A 15,948-nucleotide genomic window follows, 5' to 3' on the forward strand; every position below is an offset into this window, starting at 1 on the left:
AAGCAACGGAAATTGCCGGACAGGCCGATCAGGGAAAGCTCTGGCGGATCAGGATCCCCGGAAACCTGACAAAAACAATCTGTCATGTCAACGCCACCAAGGCAAACCGCGGTCAGGCGGGTGCCAGATGATGCAGCACCAGCGGTCGGCCGCCCTGCGTGATCACCGCGATTTCCGTGTCATAAAGTGCGGAAAGGTGCGGCCCGGTCAGCACCGCTTCGGGCCTGCCCGTCGCCACCACCGCGCCCGCCTTCATCGCCACCACATGATCGGCCCAGGCGGCGGCAAAGTTCAGATCATGCAACACGATCAGCACCGAGCCGCCCGCATCGCGCAGCCGCGCCAGATGCGCCATCAGCGCCCGCGCATGCGCCAGATCGAGGTTGTTCAACGGCTCGTCGAGGATCAGCCAGGGTGTTTCCTGTGCCGCCGCCATCGCCAGATGCGCCCGCTGCGCCTGCCCGCCCGAGAGCGTGTCAAGGAAGCGCTGCGCCAGCGGCTCCAGCTCGAACTCCGCCAGCGCGCGGGCGATGGCGGCGTGATCGGCGGGCCCCGGACGGCCATGGCAATGCGGCCAGCGGCCAAAGGCCACCAGATCCCGCACCCGCAACCGCGAGGCCAGCCCGGTATGCTGCCCGAGGAACGCCAGCTCCCGCGCCAGCAGCCTGCCCGGGGTCGTCGCCACATCGCGCCCGTTCACCCGCACCGTGCCGGGCGGCGGCGTCTCGACCCGCGCGATCAGCCGCGACAGCGTCGATTTCCCCGCCCCGTTCGGCCCGATCAGCGCGGTGATCTGGCCCGCGGGCAGGGTCAGCGTCGTCGGCGCCAGAATCTGCACCCCGCCCACGGTGAAAGACAGGTTCGTCACCTCGATCATCGGATCTTCCCCCGCATCAGCAGCATCAGGAACAACAGCCCGCCGCCGCAATCCAGCACGACACTCAGCGTGGCCTTCAGGCCCAGCAGCCGCTCGAAGGCCCATTGCCCGCCAATCAGCCCGATCAGCGCCAGCCCCACCGACAGCCCCAAAAGTTGCCGATGCGGCGCCCCGGGCGCGAGACTTTGCGCCAGCCCCGCCACGATCAGCCCGAAAAACGCGATCGGACCGACCAGCGCCGTCGCCGTCGCGGTCAGCACGGCGACCAGCGCCAGCGTGCCCAGCACCATCGCCCGATACGGCAGGCCAAGCGACAGCGCCCGGTCCCGCCCCAGGGCCAGCACGTCAAGCCGCGGCCCCAGCCAAAGCGCCAGCGCCATCGCGGGCAGCGCAAGGGCAGCGGCGAAAAGCAGCGTCTCGACCGAGGGGCGGGAGAAATTGGCGAAACTGACCGATTGCACCACGGCATTGGCATTCGGGTCCAGCACCCGCATCACCAGCACCGAACCGGCGCGAAACAGGATACCAAGGATCACCCCGCTCAGGATCGTGCGGCCGATGTCGGCGCCCCGCGCCCGGCCCAGAAGCGTGCCGAAAAGCACCGCCGCAAGGCCGGTCATCAGCGCGGTTTCCAGCAGGAATTTCGGCCCGGCGGGCAGGGCGGCAAAACCCGAGATGCCCAGCGTGGCCAGCGAAGCGCTTTGCACCAGCAGATAAAGCGCATCGAAGCCCATGATCGAGGGCGTCAGGATGCGGTTTTGCGCCACGGTCTGAAACAGCACCGTCGCCATCGCCACCGAGGCCGCCACCAGCGCCAAAGCCGCCAGTTTCCCGGCCCGCAAGGACAGCACGAAGCTGGTGTTGCCCGACAGGCCCTGAAACAGCCAAAGCCCGGTGACCAGCACCACCCCCGCCGCCAGCGCGATCCAAAGCCTAACGCCCATCGCGGTCGCCTCGCCACAAAATCCACAGGAAGGCGAGCGCGCCGATCACCCCCAGAATCGTCCCGGCCGGGATCTCGTAGGGGTGGATGACGATCCGCCCCGCCAGATCACAGGCCAGCACCAGCCCCGCCCCCGCCAGCGCGACGACGGGCAGGGCGGCGCGCAGATTGTCGCCCATCACCCGCGTCACCAGATTGGGCACGATCAGCCCGACAAAGGGAAACATGCCGACGGTCACGACCACCATCGCCGTGACCAGCGCCATCACCGCGAGGCCAAGGCGCAGCACCGCGCGCGGGTTCAGGCCCAGCGCGGTGGCGGCCTCGGGGCCAAGGCCGAGGATGGCGAACCGGTCGGCGGCGGCCCAGGCCAGCGCCACCGCGGCGCCCGCGATCCACAACAGCTCATAACGCCCGGCGATGACGCCGGAAAACTCGCCCGACATCAGCCAGACCGAGACATAGGGCAGAAGGTCGGTTTCCCAGCCGACAAAGGTCACCCCCGCGCCCAGAACCCCCGACAGGATCAGCCCGGCAAGCGGCACCAGATAGACCTCGCGCGGGGGCAGGCGGCGGATCAGCGCGGCGAACAGCACGGTGCCAAGCAGCGCCGAGACCGCGGCCACCCCCATCTTGAGCCAGATCGGCGCGGCGGGGGCGACAAGCGTGATCGCCAGAAGCCCCGCCGCCGCCGCCTCGGGCGTGCCGACGGTGGCGGGCTCGACGAAGCGGTTGCGCAGGATCTGCTGCATCACCACCCCCGCGACGGCAAGCGCCGCCCCGGTCAGGATCGCCGCCGCGGTGCGCGGAATGCGCGAGACCGAAAGCAGAAATCCCGCCCGCCCGTCCAGACTGGCCGCGCCGACGCAGAGGCTGGCAAGAGCCAGCAGCCCCAGCCCGGCAAGCGCAAGAAGCAACGGGCGATGCATCGGCCCTTACCCTTTCAGCGCGGCCAGAAGTTCGGCCAGATTTTCCATCAGCGCCTGATAGCCGCCGCCCGCGATGTAAAGATCGGCGGCGTTCAGCAGCACCACATGACCAGCCTTCGCCGCCTTGGTTCCGGCCACCAGCGGATTGTTCAGCGTCTCGGCGGCTGCGGGCCCCTCGGCCCCGGTGGCGGCGCCGCGATCGACGACGATCAGCCAGTCGGGATCGACCTCGGCGATGAATTCAAACGAGATCGCATCGCCATGCACCTCGGGTTTCAGCGCCGGATAAGCCTCGGGCAGGCCGACCGTGTCATGGATCCAGCCAAAGCGCGAGCCGCGGCCATAGGCGGAAATCTTCGGCCCGTTGGTCAGCACGATCAGCGCATCGCCCTTGCCCGCCGCCGCCGCCTGCAGCGCAGCGATGCGGGCATCAAGCGCCGCTGCCAGTTCGGCCGCCTTCGCCGCCTTGCCGAAAAGCTGGCCATAGGCGGCCAGCCGGGCCCGCGCATCGCCCACCACATCGGCGGAAATCGACATGTCGATCGTCGGCGCCACCTGCGCCACGGCGTCGAATTGCGCCGCCGACCGCGCCCCCACGATGATCAGATCGGGGTCGAGTGCCGACAGCGCCTCAAGATCCGGCTCGAACAGGGTGCCGATCGGCGCCGCCGCCTTCGGGTCAAGATATTTGACGTAAAGCTTGTCCGGCAGGCCGCTGGGCGTCACGCCCAACGCCGTCAGGGTATCGGCGGCGGCCACGTCGAAGACCGCGACCGAGGCGGGGGCCCCGGGCAGGGCGACCGGGCCGCGGGCGGTGGCGATCGTCACGGGATCGGCAAGGACGGGAAGGGCGGCCAGCGTCAGCGCCGCCGCAAGTGCAAAGCGTTTCATCGGGTCTCTCCGGGGTCTGGCGTGGCTGAAACTGGCTTCGCCCGGGCACGGATACCCCCTTGCCCGGGTCTTGACCAGAAGGTAGCCTACAAAAAAACTAAGGATATACGGATGATCGTCACGACGGCCCGCTTTGCCACCCCGCATGCCGCGAAATACATCGCGCAGCTGTGCAAGCATTTCGCCCACAAGGTTCCCGCGGACTGGGACGCGGGGCAGGGGCAGGCGGCGCTGCCCTCGGGCCCGGTCAGCCTGCGCGCCGAGGCCGATGCGCTGCATGTGCGGATCACCGCCGAGGATGCCAAGGCGATGATCCAGTCGCGGTTCGTCGTCGACAGCCATCTGGTGACCTTTGCGCATCGCGAGGGGTTCACCGGGTTTTGCTGGCAGATCGAGGCCGGGCCGGACGCCGCCGGCTGAGATCAGCGCCACAGGAAGCTGACCGCGGCGGCCAGAAACCCCGGGACAGAGCCGCCATGACCCTGACCGGGGATTTCCTGAAGCCCGGTGCCCAGATCCTGCGCCAGCCGCTCGGCCCGGCCCGCCATGTCGCGCGCGGCCAGCCGCTCTATCCGTTCGGGGGCGATCCCGGCGGCCTTGGCCGCAGCGGGCCGTTCCAGCGCCCCGATCGTCAGCAGCACCGCCGGGCGCGGCCCGGACGGCGGCGCATAGGCCCCCGGATCGGTCCAGAGCGAGGGGCTGCCCGCCGCGACATGGCTGAACAGATCCGGCCGGGCAAAGCCCGCCCGCAGCGCAAAGGCGCCGCCATAGGAATGGCCCAGCACCATCCGGTGTCGCGGATCGACGGGCAGCACCGCCTCGATCCGCGGCAGGATCGTGTCGGTCAGCAGCGCAAGCGTCGCCGCCGCCCCCGGCGGGTCGATCAGATCGGGGCCGCGCCGCGCCAGATCGATCAGCCCCGGCCCGGGCCAGCCGATCCCCACCACCACCGTCGGCCGCACCGGCCCCGCCGCCTGCGCCGAGCCCTGCAGCACCAGCGCCTCGCGCAGGGTTGCGAAACTCCAGCCCGCATCAAGGGCGTAGATGATGCCGTAGCCCTCGGGCGGGGGCGGCTGGTCGGGCCAGCCCACCACCACGGCCAGCGGCCCCTGCGGCGCGGCGATCTCGAACCGGGCGGTGCGGTCGAGCACCAGCGCCGGTCCCAGATCCTGCACCGTCCCGACAGTCTGGGCGGCCGCCCCCGTGCCGCCCAGAACCAGCATCAAGGCCAGCACCCGCCGCATCAGAACCGCCGCGTCAGCGCCAGCGAGACGGCGCGGGGCTCGCCGCGGAAGTTGAAGACGGTCGGGCCGCCGACGCGGGAATAGTAGTCCTTGTCCAGCACGTTCGAGACCGTCAGCCGCAGATCGGTCAGGTCGTTCAGCTGCCGTTTCGCCGTCAGATCCAGCACGCCATGGCCCGGGGCGCGGATCGTGGTCGTGCCCGAAACCGACGAAAAGCCCGAGACCGCCCGCCATTGCCCGCCAAAGGACCAGTCGGCCAGCGCCCCCTCGGTCACGTCATATTCGGCCGAAAGCTTCAGCATGTGCCGCGGCGTGTAGGTCGAGAACTGCTCGCCCGCGGTGGGGCCGTTGCGATACTCCGAGGTCGAATACGTATAACCGCCCGCCAGATGCAGCGCGGGGCCGATCTCGCCCGCCGCTTCGATCTCGAAGCCGCGCATCCGCACTTCGCCCTCGGCCACGGCATAGGTGGTGCCCGGCACCGTCTGCGCCCGGTTCACCTGATCGAGCTGGAACAGCGCGGCAGAGACATCGAGCCCCGCGCCCAGCGTCGCCTTGGCGCCGATCTCGATCTGCTGGCCTTCGAGCGGATCGAGCACCCGGCCCGCCGCATCCAGCGCGGTCTGGGTCTGGAAGATCTCGGTGTAGCTGGCGTAAAGCGTCGTTTCCGGGGTCAGATCGAAGGTCAGCCCGGCAAAGGGCGTCGGATGGGCATCCACGCCCACCTGCGTCCGCAACCCGCTGGCCGAGACCGAGTCGACATCATGCCAGCTCAGCCGGGTGCCCCCCAGCAGCGTCAGCCGGTCGGTCGGTTTCAGCCGCCCCTGCGCATAGACCCCGCGCGAGGTGGTGTCGGTCGTCGCCATCGGCCCATAGGTCACGCTCGGCGCGGCCAGCCCCGACGTGTCCCAGTTGTCCAGATCCCAGCTGCCGGAAAAGCTGCCCGAGGCGACGCGCAGGCTTGTGTCGCTGTTTTGCGCATCGACGCCAAGGATCGCCAGACCCTCCCAGCCGCCAAGCGCAAAGGGCAGTTCCGCATGGGCGTCGAAGGCCGTGGTGTCATGGGTGAAATCGCGGGCGATCCAGGACAGCCGCGACACGGTATTGTCGGCCGCCGCCGCCGTGCCGGTATAGGCATAAAGGAAATCGCCGGTCTGATGCGAGCGGCGCAGGCTGGTCTTGACCCGGACGCCATTATCGAAGCGGTGCTCGAGCGCGGCGACGCCATCGGTCACGTCATTGTCGAAACGGTTCCAGTCGGCGGCGGTGGTGACCGCGGGATCAAGCCACAGCAGCGTGCCATCGGCCCGGGTCGGCAGGCCGTTGTAGGGCGCGATGTCGCGGCGCATGTTCGAGATCGAGAAGGTCGCGGTGGTGTTCGGGCCGATATCCCAGGCCAGCGCGCCATAAAGCTGATCGACGCCGTTTTCCTGCTTGTCGACAAAGCCGTCGCCCGCCGCATGGGCCGCCACCACCCGGCCGCGCAGACTGCCCGTGGCATTCAATGCGCCGCCGTAATCCAGCTCTACCCGCTTTTGCCCGACCGAGGTGACGGTGGCGGTGACCGACCCGCCCGGCTCAGTCCGGTTCGCCTGTTTCAGCCGCATGTTCACCGCCCCCGCAGGCGAGCCCGCGCCGATGAACAGCCCCGAGGGCCCCTTGAGAACCTCCACATGGTCGATGATCGACAGATCCGGCTGCGTGCCATAGATCGAGCTGACCGGCGCGGGCAGGCCGTCGTAATACAGGTAATCCAGCTCGAACCCGCGCGAGAACAGCGAGGACCGGCCGATGTCATTCGACAGCACCAGCAGGCCCGGGGTGTTCTCGATCGCGGTTTCCAGCGCGGTATATCCGCCGTCCTCGATCTGCTTGCGGGTCACGACCGAGGTCGATTGCGGCACTTCGCGCGGCGTCATCGCCGCCTTTTCGCCGACCGAGATCAGCCCGCTTTTGTAGCTGTCCGAACCCTCGGTCTCGTAGCTGGCGCCCTTGACCGTGATGGCGCCCAGATCGGTGCTGTCCTCGGCCCAGGCCCCGCCCGCAAGCAGCGGCGCGACAAGCGCGGTGCCAAGGAAAAGCGCGCTGCGGATCGTCAGTCTCTGCATTCCGGTTCCTCGTCTTTATATCCGATAATTTTTGTAATATATAATCGGGCCAAGGTCGGCGCCGCCACCGGCCGGGCTTGCGAAAACCGTCAAACTGCTTGTCGAAACCGTCAGACTGGGGCTGCGATGACCCGTTCGATCCTGCTGCAGGACATAGCCGCCGGGGCGCATCTGTCGGGGGCAGAGTTCGGCGCCACGATTCGCCCGGAGCGCGTGGCGCTGGAAGGCATGCGGATTGCGGGGCATCTGCCCTCGGGGCTGCGGCTGCACACATTGGATGCGACGGCCGCGACCGATTTCGAAACCCGGATCCTGCGCGCGCCGGGGGTGGTGCTGCATCTGATCCTTGCGGGCAGTGCCGAGGCTTTCATCGGGCCGCATCGGCTGCGGCTGGAACGCCGGGCCGCAGAGCCGGTGCGGCTGGCCTTTTACGCGCTGGGCGCGGCGGCGCCGTTCCTGCGTCGGGCGCGGGCGGGCGATCACCTGCGCAAGGTCAGCATCGACATCGGCTGGGACTGGCTCGCCGCGCGCGGCATCCCGCCCGAGCGGGTCCTGGCCGAAGCGGCCTTCCGGCACGAGACCTGGCCCGCGACCGAAGCCGAAACCGCGATGGCCGAGGAACTGGTGGCGCTGGACCGGGCGGGCACCGATCCCGGCAGCCTGCTGTTGCGCGAGGCGCGGGTTTTCGGCCTTGTCGCGGGGCTGATGACGCGGTTGACCGCCGCCCCCGGGGCATTGCGCCCGGCCGAGACCGAACGGCTGCGCCGGCTTGAGGATCGGGCGTTGCGGCCCGGCCCGATGCCCGATCTGGCGCGGATCGCCGAAGAGGCCGGGATGAGCCTGTCGTCCCTGCAGCGGCTGTTCCAGCGCGCTTACGGCCTCTCCGCCAAGGCGCGGATCCGGGGCTTGCGGATGGGGCGGGCCGAGGCCGCGCTGCGCGGCGGTGCCAGCGTGCGCGAGGCCGCCCATCTGGCCGGCTTCGTCTCGGTCGAAAGCTTTGCCACCGCCTTTCGGCGCCAGTTCGGCCTGCCGCCCTCGGCGCTGGGGCGCTGAGCCGGGCGCGGTTTTCGGCCGCGTCACCGCGCCGTGACCCGTCGGGCGTGGCAAAGCCCGGGCAAACTCTGTATATCTGCGCGAAACGTCGCGAAAGGACTGCCCGTGACCATCCATCTGCATCAGAACGACCTGCCCGAGGGGCTTGATCTTGGCCCCGTCGTCGCCATCGATACCGAAACCATGGGGCTTGATCCGCGCCGCGACCGGCTGTGCCTCGTGCAGATGTCCTCGGGCGATGGCACCGCGCATCTGGTGCAGATCGCGAAAGGCCAGACCGAGGCGCCGCGGCTGTGCGCCATGCTGGCCGATCCGAAGGTGGAAAAGCTTTTCCACTTTGCCCGCTTCGACATTGCCGCGCTTTACAATGCCTTTGGCGTGGTGACCGCGCCGGTTTTCTGCACCAAGATCGCCTCGAAGATGGTGCGGACCTTCACCGACCGGCACGGGCTGAAATATCTTCTGCAGGATCTGGTCGGCGTCGATGTGTCGAAGCAGCAGCAGACCTCGGATTGGGGCGCGGCGGAACTGACCGCGGCGCAGCTCGACTATGCCGCCTCGGACGTGCTTTACCTGCACCAGCTGAAAGCGGCGCTGGTGACGCGGCTTGCCCGCGAGGGCCGGACCGAGCTGGCGCAGGCCTGTTTCGATTTCCTGCCCGCCCGGGCCCGGCTGGACCTGATGGGCTGGGAGGAACCGAATGACATCTTCCACCACTGATTTCGCCAATACCGCGCGGCGCGTGATCGAGATCGAGATCGCCGGGCTGCAGGCGCTGGCCGAAAGTCTGGATGGCGCCTTTGGCGCGGCGGTGCAGATGATCCTGTCCGCGCGCGGCCGGGTGATCGTCTCGGGCATGGGCAAGTCGGGCCATATCGCGCGCAAGATCGCGGCGACGCTGGCCAGCACGGGCACGCCCGCGCAATTCGTCCATCCAGCCGAGGCGAGCCATGGCGATCTGGGCATGGTCACGCGCGAGGATGTGGCGCTGGTGCTGTCGAATTCGGGCGAGACGCCCGAGCTGGCGGATCTGATCGCCCATACTCGCCGCTTTTCCATTCCGCTGATCGGTGTCGCCGCGCGGCCCGACTCGACGCTCTTGCGGCAGGCCGATGTGGCGCTGGTGCTGCCGCAGGCCGCCGAAGCCTGCGGCACCGGCGTCGTGCCCACCACCTCGACCACGATGACGCTGGCGCTGGGCGATGCCCTGGCCGTCGCGCTGATGGAGCATCGCCAGTTCACCCCCGAACATTTCCGCACCTTCCATCCCGGTGGCAAGCTGGGCGCGCGGCTGTCGAAAGTCGCGGATCTGATGCACCGGGACATGCCGCTGGTGACCGGCACGACCCCGATGCCCGAGGCGCTGTTGATCATCAGCCAAAAGGGCTTCGGCGTCGTCGGCGTCACCGATGCCGGGGGGCGGCTGATCGGCATCGTCACCGATGGCGATTTGCGCCGCCACATGGACGGACTTTTGTCGCGCTCGGTCGCCGAGGTGATGACCCGCACGCCGCGCTCCATCGCCCCCACCGCGCTGGCCGAGGCCGCCGTGGCGGTGATGAACGACTGCAAGATCACCTGCCTCTTCGCGGTCGAGGACGGCAAGCCGGTCGGCATCCTGCATATCCACGACTGTCTGCGCGCTGGGGTGGTGTGATGACCGCCGAGAGCCGCCATACCGCGCTGGTGCATTGGGCGAAGATCGCCCTGCCGCTCAGCGCGCTGGTGCTGCTTTCGACGCTGTTCCTGTTTTCCGGCAAGGTCGATCCGACGACGGCGGCGATCTATTCCAAGGTCGATGTCACGACGCTTGCCCGCGAGCAGCGCCTGACCGCGCCCGAGTTTTCCGGCATGACCGAAGACGGCGCGGCGCTGACGGTGCGGGCCGCGACCGCCGCCCCCGATGCCGCGGGCCATGGCGCCTCGGCCAGCCAGATCATCGCCAGGCTGGAGGAAGGGCCGGGCGTCGTCACCGACCTGCGCGCGAAATCCGGCCGGATCGATCCCGCGGCGGGGCAGATCCGGCTGCGCGAGGGCGTGGCGGTGCAGACCACCTCGGGCTACCGGATCGCGACCGAGCAGCTCGACATGGCGACCGACCGCACCGCGATCACCGCGCCGGGCGCGGTCACGGCCGAGGCGCCCTTTGGCACGCTGCAGGCCGGTCGGATGCAGATCGACCGCAAGGATGCGCAAACCGGCTCGGATCTGGTGTTCCAAGGCGGTGTGAAGCTGATATATCACCCGCAGAAATGAGGTTCCGATGCGCTTTCTGCCTGCCCTTGCCGGTCTGACCCTTGCCCTTGGTTTCGGGGCGGCCATGGCCCAGGAGGTCGCCTTTCCCGGCCTGCGCGCCGATCCCAGCGCGCAGGTGGAGGTGACGGCCGACAGCCTCTCGGTGCATCAGGCCGACGGCTCTGCGGTGTTCACCGGCAATGTGCTGATCGTGCAGGGGCCGATGCGGCTGAAGGCCGACCGGGTCGAGGTCGAATATGGCGCCGACCGCAGCAAGATCGCGAAGCTTCATGCCTCGGGCGGGGTGACGCTGGTTTCCGGCAAGGATGCCGCCGAGGCCCGCGAAGCCGTCTATGAGGTCGCCGCGGGGGCGGTCGAGCTGACCGGCGACGTGCTGTTGACGCAGGGGCAGAACGTGCTGTCGGGGCAGCACATGACGATCGATCTGAAGACCGGCACCGGGCGGATGGACGGCCGCGTGCGGACCATCCTGCAACCGGGGGAAACCCCATGACCGAGGCGAAGCGGATCGGCGCCGAAAGCCTGACCGGGCTGGATGTCACCAGCCTGCGCAAGAGCTATCGCAAGCGGCTGGTGCTGCGCGATGTGTCGCTGCGGCTGGAACGCGGCGAGGTGGTGGCGCTGCTCGGTCCGAACGGGTCCGGCAAGACCACCTGCTTTTACGCCATCGCCGGGCTGGTGGCGCCCGATGCCGGGCGGGTCAGCATCGACGGCATCGACGCGACCGGGCTGCCGATGTATCGCCGCGCCCGGCTGGGCATCGGCTATCTGCCGCAGGAGGCCTCGATCTTTCGCGGTCTGACGGTGGAGCAGAACATCATGGCGGTGCTGGAAATCGCCGTCGCCGATCCGCACCACCGCCGCGAGCGGCTGGAGGAACTGCTGGGCGATTTCGCCATCACCCATCTGCGGCAGGCGCCCGCGCTGGCGCTGTCGGGCGGCGAGCGGCGGCGGGTCGAAATTGCCCGCTGTCTGGCGGCCGATCCGAAATATCTGCTTCTGGATGAACCCTTTGCAGGGGTCGACCCGATTGCGGTGGCAGAGATCCGCGCCTTGGTGTCGCATCTGAAGGAGCGCGGCATCGGCGTTCTGATCACCGATCACAACGTCCGGGAAACGCTGGAAATCGTCGATCGGGCTTATATTCTTCACGATGGCAGGGTGCTGATGTCGGGCCGCACCGAAGAGGTGGTGCAGGACGAAAACGTCCGTCGCGTCTACCTCGGCGAGAATTTCCGGATTCAGTAACAAAGGTTTCACAAAGGATGCGTTCGGGCAGTTGACAGCCCCGCGGTTCCGTTCCCAAATACGGGGTATGTGCACCAACGCACCCTCGCCCTGTTCCCCGTTCGGCCCGATTCCCGGCCCGCTCCGGTTTTGGGGCTCGACCTCCCCGGTTTCAAAGAAGAGTTCAACCACCTCGCGCCCCGGACAGAGCATTCCGGTCGCGGGACAATGACGTGAAGGAGAAGCCATGCGTTATCAGATCAGCGGAAAACAGCTCGACGTTGGCGAAGCCCTGCAAACCCATGTGAAGACCGAATTGGGGGAAACGGTCGACAAGTACATGCAGCGACCCACCGATGCGACCGTGGTGTTTTCGCGCACCTCGCATGAATATTCCTGCGAAATCACCGTGCACCTGTCCACGGGTCTGACCGCTTCGGCCGCGGGCCGCGCGGGCGAGGTCTATGCCGCGTTTGAGGCCTGCCGCGAAAAGATGGACAAGCAGCTGCGCCGGCACAAGCGCCGCCTGAAAGACCATCACCGCGAACGCGTGACGCCGGTTGAATTCGATGCCGCGGGCCTGTATGTCCTCGCCGCGGAAGATGACGAGACGGAACCCGATGGCGAGAGCACGGCGCCGGTGATCGTCGCCGAGATGGAGACCAAAGTCCCCACGATCTCGGTCGGCGAGGCGGTGATGCAGATGGAACTTTCGACGAAGCCGCTTCTGGTCTTCCGCAACGAGAAACATGGCGGGGTCAACGTGGTCTACCGGCGTGACGACGGCAACGTCGGCTGGATCGATCCCCGCAACATCAAGTGAGCGTTCGACGATGGGCGCGGAAAAAGGACAGATGGATCTTTCCACCCTGCTCAAACCGGCGGCGGTCAAGGTTTTGACCAATGTCACGAGCAAGAAGCGCCTGTTTCAGGACCTTTCCGAAATCGCGCATTCAGCCTACGGGCTGGATGCGATCCAGACCGTGGACGCGCTGCAGGAACGCGAGATGCTGGGGCCGACCGGGGTCGGTCATGGCGTCGCGCTGCCGCATGCGCGTCTGCACGGGTTGAAATCGGTGGTGGGCGTGTTCCTGCGTCTGGAACGGCCGCTTGATTTCGACGCGGTGGACCGGCTGCCCGTCGATCTGATCTTTGCCCTGTTCGCGCCCAAGGATTCCGGCGTCGAGCATCTGAAGGCGCTGGCGCTGGTGTCGCGGACGCTGCGCAATGTCGAGACCTGCGCGAAACTGCGCGCCAATTCTGACCCGGCGGCGCTGCATGCGGTGCTGACGGCGGCCTCGGGCGGCGTGCAGGCGGCCTGATCAGCCCTTCTTCCGTTTCCACGGCCCGAAGCCGAATTGCATGTAGTCGCGGGAATAGGTCTCCGCGGCTGCCTGTTCCAGCTCGGGTGTCCAGACATCGGCCAGCTTGACCGGCGCGGTATCGCCCTGCGGCGGATCGAAGGCGGGGGCCGGAACGCCGATCATCTGTGCCAGCGCGGCCAGATCCTCGGCCAGGCGGTCTTCGCGGGCGACCAGATCGGGCGGCGCGACTTGCGCGATCCCCTGCAGGCTGGCCGATTGGCTGGCCCAGAGCGGATGCACCGCAAGGCTGGTCTGCGCGTTCAGGTTCGCTTTCAGCCAGCCAAGGAAGGCCAGCAGACCCGCCGCCCAATCCTGCGGGGCCATCGGCTTGCCCTCGGGCGGCAGCGGCAGCTTGTAGCTGCGGCGCAGCACCGCGCGGGTGTCAAGCATCCCGTCTTGCGACAAGAGCGCGGCAAAGGCCAGATGGGCGCGCAAAAGCGGGTGCCGGACAACGGTGAAACTGCGGTGGCCGGGATGCCTGCGCTTCCACTGCCGCAGCGTCTTTTGCGAGAAATCGCTTTCCAGCGGGCCCAGTTTCGCCAGCCAGTCGCGGATCGGCGCCTCAAGCTCCGGCCGGATCGGCAGATACAGAAGCCCGGCGTCGCAACCGACGAAGCCGGGCACGCCCGGGCCCCGGCGCGGCTCGAAATTCGGCGTGCGCGACAGGTTGAACCGGTCGATCTTCGCCAATGAGGCCGCCATCGCCGGGAAATTCGCCACCTTGTCTTCCAGCGCCCCGGGGTTTTGCACCACAAGGCTGGTGGGCAGGGCGGTCAGCCGCCCCTCGACCCCCAGCCAGGCCGCCAGACCATTCAGCACCGCCAGATCCTGCGCGTCTTCGTAATCGATGTAGAAGGCGGTTTGGCCCGAGGTCTGCAACGCCCGCATCAGCGTGATCTGAAAGCCTTGCAGGCTTTGCAGATGCGCCTCGAATTCGGCGGCGTCGAACTCCGCCAGCGGCGTCGCCTTGCGGTATTTCGCATCGCCCAGCTTCCACTGCCCGGTTGCCCGCGCCAGCATCAGGCTGACATAGCTTTCGACCGGATTGCGGGTCAGCACGATCTTGGCGCAGCGCGGGTCTTCGAGCAGCACGGGCAGCATGCGGGGGTCATGGTCGTGAAAGAAGCGGCAGCCATTCAGCCCCTTGGCCGCCTTGATCCGCGACCAAAGCGCCAGCGGATCGGCGTCGCGTTCGGCCTGGGTGAGGCCCAGAAGCGCGGTCTTGTCCGGAAAGCCGATCAGCACCGGGTTGAAGGCCTCGCCGTGGCAGGTGACGCCGGGCAGCGCGTTCAGCGCGGCTTCCAGCAGGTTGGAGCCCGTGCGCATTTCTGCGAAGACGACGAAGCAATCGAACCGGCTCATCTCATTTCACCAGATAGGGGCGGCGGCGCGGCGGCGGCACGGTTTCCCCCGCCACCGGGAATTCGCCCATCAGCCGCGGCTGCATGCCCTGATTGCGCAGGTTCTGCAGGAATTGGCCAAAGCCGGTCAGGTCGATCATCTGCGGCGCCTCGGTCAGCCGCCGCGTCGCGCGCGGGCTGATCTCGTCGATGATCGTCTGCAACGGCTCCATCGGATTTTCGATGAATTCCGCCATCGTCCAGATCCGCACCCGCGCCTTCACATACATCGAGCGCAGGATGTTCAGATGCTCGATCTCGATCTGCTGCAGCCGGGCGGCCTCGCGGCGGATTTCGCTGAAATCCAGCTGGGAATGGAACAGCGGCACCGCCCAGGCGCCCGAGACGACGGAAATCTGCGCATTCGGATCGGTGGCGGTGAACCAGTTGATGTCCTGGGTGTCGCGGGGGGAGAACATGAAGCACTGCCGCTCGCCGCGGCCGTTCCAGATCAGGTTGGTCAGAAAGCCGCGCGGGTTGTAGTCGCGCAGCGCCGCGCTGTCGCTCAGGCAGCCGTTGAACATCCGCTCGCCGCCGGCAAAGGCGGCGCGGCCAGGGCCAAACAGATGGCCATGCACCCGCGCCCCCACATATTTCGCCAGCCAGCCTTCGAAGTTCTCGAAAAGATCCGAAAATCCCTGAAAGATCGAATATTGCGCCGAGGTCTTGCCGTTCTCGTGGTCCTGGCGCGGAAACCGGCTTTGCATGTAAAGCCCGGGCCGCCCGCGCGTGCGCCGTTCGACCGCCTTGGAAAACAGCCGGTCGATCTTGGACGGGTTCGGCTCGGCCAGGCTTTCGGCGGGCCGGTCCGACAGGAAGGTGGCATAAAGCTTTTCCGCTTTCGGCCAGATTTTCCGCGCCACGAAGCAATCCGACCGCCGCAAAAGCTGCAGGTGATCGTCGTAGAAGATATGCGGCTTGCCCTGATAGTCGAATTTCGACAGCGTCAGCGAGCGGCTTTCGATATTCGTCGCGTAAAGCCGCGCGAGCGACTGGAAATAGCTTTCGTCGGGGATCCAGACGCGGCGGAAATAGCGGTCATGCTGCGGCCGGTCCGGGGCCTGCAGGATCGCCGTCAGGGTCGGACGCGACAGGCACCACCACTGGCTGCCCAGATGCGGGACGATACCGCCGGGGATCTTGCGCTTGAAGCCGATGCGGCGCTGAAGATCGACATAGGCATCGAACAGCCGCCGTCGCTTTTTCCAGGAAAACGGGAAGCGCAGGGTGAAGCGTTCCATGTCGATGCCGCCAACGGTCCAGCCGACCTCGGCGGTGGTGACGCTTTCGATGAAATCGGTGGCCGGGCGGGCGGCCAGATAGTCGGCCAGCTCGTGCAACGGCCGCAGCGGCAGACAGGCGCCCGAGGCGAGAAAGACATGCCCGACCTCGGGGTGGCGGGATAGCAGCTGCGTGGCCCCGGTCTGCGCCGCCTGCACCAGCGACCAGGTGCCCCAGTCGCATTTGAAGCGGGTGCAGAACGAGACCGTGTCCAGATCGGCGAGCGCGCGGCCAAGGGCGTCGAAGTCCGGCGCGGGCACACGGGCATCGACATGCACCACCACCGGGGCGCCATGGCTGGCCCAATAGCGTGCCACCTGGGCCGCCCGGTCCAGCGCGGTGTGACACATCATGATGAAGCCGACCGTCACCGCC

At 67.7% G+C, this 15,948-nt stretch carries 17 protein-coding genes; 9 read left to right on the plus strand and 8 right to left on the minus strand.

Annotated elements, in window-relative coordinates; translation table 11 throughout:
• Positions 1-112: 112 nt before the first annotated feature.
• From FBT96_RS02525 to FBT96_RS02540, 4 genes are read right to left on the minus strand one after another with little or no spacing between them, the layout of a single operon-like run.
• Positions 113-877 (minus strand): iron ABC transporter ATP-binding protein, encoded by a 765-nt coding sequence (locus FBT96_RS02525; protein ID WP_136904810.1) that lies wholly within the window; start codon positions 875-877, stop codon positions 113-115.
• Positions 874-1,821, minus strand: a complete 948-nt coding sequence (locus tag FBT96_RS02530; RefSeq protein ID WP_136904811.1) for an iron chelate uptake ABC transporter family permease subunit — start codon at positions 1,819-1,821, stop codon at positions 874-876. Before FBT96_RS02530 ends, FBT96_RS02525 begins: the two co-directional genes overlap by 4 nt.
• Complete coding sequence (locus FBT96_RS02535; RefSeq protein ID WP_136904812.1) at positions 1,811-2,749, minus strand: ABC transporter permease; 939 nt, start codon at positions 2,747-2,749, stop codon at positions 1,811-1,813. The genes FBT96_RS02530 and FBT96_RS02535 overlap by 11 nt, the downstream gene beginning before the upstream one ends.
• Before the next feature lie 6 nt (positions 2,750-2,755).
• Positions 2,756-3,640, minus strand: a complete 885-nt coding sequence (locus FBT96_RS02540) for a siderophore ABC transporter substrate-binding protein (RefSeq protein ID WP_136904813.1) — start codon at positions 3,638-3,640, stop codon at positions 2,756-2,758.
• Positions 3,641-3,751: 111 nt separating this feature from the next.
• Between FBT96_RS02540 and FBT96_RS02545 the strand changes: the two genes are divergently transcribed.
• Entirely contained in the window at positions 3,752-4,060 is a 309-nt protein-coding gene (locus FBT96_RS02545; RefSeq protein ID WP_136904814.1) for a DUF2218 domain-containing protein, read from the plus strand.
• A gap of 2 nt (positions 4,061-4,062) precedes the next feature.
• Here the strand turns inward: FBT96_RS02545 and FBT96_RS02550 are convergent, their stop codons facing one another.
• Together FBT96_RS02550 and FBT96_RS02555 are read right to left on the minus strand one after the other, a co-directional pair.
• Complete coding sequence (locus tag FBT96_RS02550) at positions 4,063-4,884, minus strand: alpha/beta hydrolase (RefSeq protein WP_136904815.1); 822 nt, start codon at positions 4,882-4,884, stop codon at positions 4,063-4,065.
• Positions 4,884-6,992: a TonB-dependent siderophore receptor gene (locus FBT96_RS02555; RefSeq protein WP_136904816.1), complete on the minus strand. Its 2,109-nt coding sequence runs from the start codon at positions 6,990-6,992 to the stop codon at positions 4,884-4,886. The genes FBT96_RS02550 and FBT96_RS02555 overlap by 1 nt, the downstream gene beginning before the upstream one ends.
• Positions 6,993-7,118: 126 nt before the next feature.
• Here FBT96_RS02555 and FBT96_RS02560 point away from each other — a divergent pair, with 126 nt between their 5' ends.
• From FBT96_RS02560 to FBT96_RS02595, 8 genes are all read left to right on the plus strand, one after another.
• Positions 7,119-8,045: a helix-turn-helix transcriptional regulator gene (locus FBT96_RS02560; protein WP_136904817.1), complete on the plus strand. Its 927-nt coding sequence runs from the start codon at positions 7,119-7,121 to the stop codon at positions 8,043-8,045.
• A gap of 105 nt (positions 8,046-8,150) precedes the next feature.
• Positions 8,151-8,765, plus strand: coding sequence for a ribonuclease D (locus FBT96_RS02565; RefSeq protein WP_136904818.1), 615 nt, complete (start codon positions 8,151-8,153; stop codon positions 8,763-8,765).
• Positions 8,746-9,702, plus strand: a complete 957-nt coding sequence (locus FBT96_RS02570) for a KpsF/GutQ family sugar-phosphate isomerase (protein WP_136904819.1) — start codon at positions 8,746-8,748, stop codon at positions 9,700-9,702. Before FBT96_RS02565 ends, FBT96_RS02570 begins: the two co-directional genes overlap by 20 nt.
• Positions 9,702-10,301 carry an LPS export ABC transporter periplasmic protein LptC gene (gene lptC / locus FBT96_RS02575; RefSeq protein WP_136904820.1) on the plus strand — a complete coding sequence of 200 codons (600 nt, stop codon included), beginning with the start codon at positions 9,702-9,704 and terminating at the stop codon, positions 10,299-10,301. The genes FBT96_RS02570 and lptC overlap by 1 nt, the downstream gene beginning before the upstream one ends.
• Positions 10,302-10,308: 7 nt before the next feature.
• A complete protein-coding gene (gene lptA / locus FBT96_RS02580; protein WP_136904821.1) occupies positions 10,309-10,794 on the plus strand; it encodes a lipopolysaccharide transport periplasmic protein LptA in 486 nt (161 codons plus the stop codon).
• Entirely contained in the window at positions 10,791-11,549 is a 759-nt protein-coding gene (gene lptB, locus FBT96_RS02585) for an LPS export ABC transporter ATP-binding protein (RefSeq protein WP_136904822.1), read from the plus strand. Before lptA ends, lptB begins: the two co-directional genes overlap by 4 nt.
• 226 nt (positions 11,550-11,775) lie before the next feature.
• A complete protein-coding gene (hpf, locus tag FBT96_RS02590) occupies positions 11,776-12,351 on the plus strand; it encodes a ribosome hibernation-promoting factor, HPF/YfiA family (RefSeq protein WP_055210472.1) in 576 nt (191 codons plus the stop codon).
• A 31-nt stretch (positions 12,352-12,382) separates the two neighbouring features.
• Positions 12,383-12,850, plus strand: coding sequence for a PTS sugar transporter subunit IIA (locus FBT96_RS02595; RefSeq protein ID WP_055210583.1), 468 nt, complete (start codon positions 12,383-12,385; stop codon positions 12,848-12,850).
• Here the strand turns inward: FBT96_RS02595 and FBT96_RS02600 are convergent, their stop codons facing one another.
• Both FBT96_RS02600 and FBT96_RS02605 read right to left on the minus strand, forming a co-directional pair.
• Positions 12,851-14,254: a sulfotransferase domain-containing protein gene (locus FBT96_RS02600; RefSeq protein ID WP_136904823.1), complete on the minus strand. Its 1,404-nt coding sequence runs from the start codon at positions 14,252-14,254 to the stop codon at positions 12,851-12,853.
• 1 nt (position 14,255) lies between these two features.
• Positions 14,256-15,944, minus strand: coding sequence for a DUF5927 domain-containing protein (locus tag FBT96_RS02605; protein WP_136904824.1), 1,689 nt, complete (start codon positions 15,942-15,944; stop codon positions 14,256-14,258).
• Between the last annotated feature and the right edge of the window lie 4 nt (positions 15,945-15,948).

Source organism: Rhodobacter capsulatus (genome assembly GCF_005144475.1).
Classification (GTDB): Bacteria; Pseudomonadota; Alphaproteobacteria; order Rhodobacterales; family Rhodobacteraceae; genus Rhodobacter; species Rhodobacter capsulatus_C.

What these genes read in the sequence shown, in the direction of transcription:
- lptC (WP_136904820.1), top strand. Translation starts at nt 9,702, where the DNA reads ATGACCGCCGAGAGCCGCCATACCGCGCTGGTGCATTGGGCGAAGATC.
- FBT96_RS02600 (WP_136904823.1), bottom strand. Translation starts at nt 14,254, where the DNA reads ATGAGCCGGTTCGATTGCTTCGTCGTCTTCGCAGAAATGCGCACGGGC.
- FBT96_RS02550 (WP_136904815.1), bottom strand. Translation starts at nt 4,884, where the DNA reads ATGCGGCGGGTGCTGGCCTTGATGCTGGTTCTGGGCGGCACGGGGGCG.
- FBT96_RS02545 (WP_136904814.1), top strand. Translation starts at nt 3,752, where the DNA reads ATGATCGTCACGACGGCCCGCTTTGCCACCCCGCATGCCGCGAAATAC.
- FBT96_RS02535 (WP_136904812.1), bottom strand. Translation starts at nt 2,749, where the DNA reads ATGCATCGCCCGTTGCTTCTTGCGCTTGCCGGGCTGGGGCTGCTGGCT.
- FBT96_RS02570 (WP_136904819.1), top strand. Translation starts at nt 8,746, where the DNA reads ATGACATCTTCCACCACTGATTTCGCCAATACCGCGCGGCGCGTGATC.
- hpf (WP_055210472.1), top strand. Translation starts at nt 11,776, where the DNA reads ATGCGTTATCAGATCAGCGGAAAACAGCTCGACGTTGGCGAAGCCCTG.
- FBT96_RS02555 (WP_136904816.1), bottom strand. Translation starts at nt 6,992, where the DNA reads ATGCAGAGACTGACGATCCGCAGCGCGCTTTTCCTTGGCACCGCGCTT.
- FBT96_RS02540 (WP_136904813.1), bottom strand. Translation starts at nt 3,640, where the DNA reads ATGAAACGCTTTGCACTTGCGGCGGCGCTGACGCTGGCCGCCCTTCCC.
- FBT96_RS02525 (WP_136904810.1), bottom strand. Translation starts at nt 877, where the DNA reads ATGATCGAGGTGACGAACCTGTCTTTCACCGTGGGCGGGGTGCAGATT.
- FBT96_RS02595 (WP_055210583.1), top strand. Translation starts at nt 12,383, where the DNA reads ATGGATCTTTCCACCCTGCTCAAACCGGCGGCGGTCAAGGTTTTGACC.
- lptA (WP_136904821.1), top strand. Translation starts at nt 10,309, where the DNA reads ATGCGCTTTCTGCCTGCCCTTGCCGGTCTGACCCTTGCCCTTGGTTTC.
- FBT96_RS02560 (WP_136904817.1), top strand. Translation starts at nt 7,119, where the DNA reads ATGACCCGTTCGATCCTGCTGCAGGACATAGCCGCCGGGGCGCATCTG.
- FBT96_RS02530 (WP_136904811.1), bottom strand. Translation starts at nt 1,821, where the DNA reads ATGGGCGTTAGGCTTTGGATCGCGCTGGCGGCGGGGGTGGTGCTGGTC.
- lptB (WP_136904822.1), top strand. Translation starts at nt 10,791, where the DNA reads ATGACCGAGGCGAAGCGGATCGGCGCCGAAAGCCTGACCGGGCTGGAT.